General features: G+C 73.9%; 2 protein-coding genes. Both read left to right on the top strand.

The genetic code is table 11. The features are described 5' to 3' along the window. Positions 1-753 (top strand): hypothetical protein (locus EHS43_RS43510; protein ID WP_260470992.1); only part of this gene is annotated, 753 nt, incomplete at its 5' end. A 94-nt stretch (positions 754-847) separates the two neighbouring features. Next, the coding region (locus tag EHS43_RS43505; protein ID WP_125195935.1) for an FAD-binding oxidoreductase at positions 848-1,956 on the top strand (1,109 nt) is incomplete at its 3' end.

Below are 1,956 nucleotides of genomic sequence, written 5' to 3'. Positions count from 1 at the left end.
TTGCTGACGACCGCCGCGTGTGCGGACGGTGACGACGGCGGGCCGGACCGCGCGGACACCACGGAGATCTCCTCCTCGCCGCTGGCGCAGACGTCCCCGGCCGCGCTCACCCCGGCCGGGGCGCGGGCCGCGCTGGTGACCGAGGCGGACCTGGAGGACGACTGGACCCAGGTCAAGAACGCGGCCTCCTGGCACGACAGCCTGCTCGTCGGCAAGGTGGACGTGGCCGACTTCATCACCGGCAAGGCGGCCGCCGCCGACTGCCAGAAGCTTCTCGACCGGCTCTACGACGACGATCTCCTGGGCAAGCCGTCCGGGGCGTCCGCGCTCACCGGCTTCCAGCAGGGCTCGTCCCGGCTGCTGTACCAGGTGGCCGCCTACGACAAGTCGGCGCTGACATCCTCCTTCAGCTGGCTGAAGAGCCTGCCGGTCAAGTGCGACCAGTTCACGGTGACGGACGGCTCCGGCGCCAAGCGCACGGTCCAGGTGATCGAGCAGTCCCTGCCGAAGGAGGGCGACGCCCGTCAGGGGCTGCGGGTCACGGTCCAGGGCACCTCGGGCGGTGTGCCCACCACGCTCACCCTCGACGTCGCGGCCGTGCGGGTCGGCACGGACGCGATCTCCCTCACCAACGGCGGTCTCGACGGAGTGGACGGCGACACCACCAAGCAGGCGGTGAAGCTGGGCACGCCACGGCTGGAGGACGTCCAGGCGGGACGGACCCCGTCGGCCGATCCGGGCGAGGTCGACTGACGAGCCGGGGCCGGTGGTGGCGGGGCGGGCTGCGGCGGCGAGCCCCGTCCGTCGGGGTGTTCCCGCCCACAGCGGCATGTGACATAGTACTGACGTGAGCAAGCGACTGACCTGCGATGTCGTGGTCGTCGGAGCCGGGATGGTGGGCGCGGCCTGTGCCCTGTACGCCGCCCGGGCGGGTCTCGACGTGATCGTCGTCGACCGCGGCCCGGTGGCCGGCGGCACCACCGGCGCCGGTGAGGGCAATCTCCTGGTCTCCGACAAGGAGCCCGGCCCCGAGCTCGAACTCGCCCTGCTGTCCGGCCGGTTGTGGGCGGACCTGGCACAGGAGGTCGGCGGCGCGATCGAGTACGAGCCCAAGGGTGGCGTGGTCGTCGCCGCGGGCCGGGACGGTCTCGAAGCACTGGAGAGCTTCGCGGCCGGGCAGCGGACCGCGGGGGTCGAGGCGGTACGGGTGGACGCGGACCGACTCCGGGAGCTGGAGCCCCACTTGGCCCCCGGCCTCGCGGGCGGCGTGCTGTATCCCCAGGACGCGCAGGTCATGCCGACCCTGGCGGCCGCTCATCTGCTGCGGGTCTCGGGTGCCCGGCTGCTCACCGGCGCGGCGGTGACCGGGGTGCTGCTCGGAGCCGACGGCGCTGTCCGCGGGGTGCGGACCGGCTGGGGTGAGATCCACGCGCCGCACGTCGTCAACGCCGCCGGGACCTGGGGCGGCGAGCTGGCCGCGCTGGCGGGTGCGGATCTGCCGGTGCTCCCCCGGCGCGGCTTCGTCCTGGTCACCGAGCCGCTCCCCCGCCTGGTCCGCCACAAGGTGTACGCCGCCGACTACGTGGCCGACGTGGCCAGCGACTCGGCGGCCCTGCAGACCTCGCCGGTGGTCGAGGGGACGGCCGCGGGGCCCGTCCTGATCGGCGCGACCCGTGAACGGGTGGGCTTCGACCGCTCCTTGTCGCTTCCCGCCCTGCGGGCGCTGGCGGCGGGCGCGACCCGGCTGTTCCCGTTCCTGGAGCGGGTGCGCGCGATGCGGACCTACCTCGGATTCCGGCCGTACATGCCCGACCACCTGCCGGCGATCGGGCCCGATCCGCGGGTGCCCGGCCTTGTCCACGCGTGCGGGCACGAGGGCGCGGGCATCGGACTGTCCACCGGCACGGGCCAGTTGATCGCCCAGGTCCTGACCGGGCACGCTCCCGCCCTGGATCT

Origin of the sequence: Streptomyces sp. RP5T (genome assembly GCF_003933965.1) — a bacterium.
In the GTDB taxonomy this organism is placed as follows: Bacteria; Actinomycetota; Actinomycetes; order Streptomycetales; family Streptomycetaceae; genus Streptomyces.
Note: the sequence above shows the minus strand (reverse complement) of the source record. Positions and strands in the feature narration are given on the sequence as shown.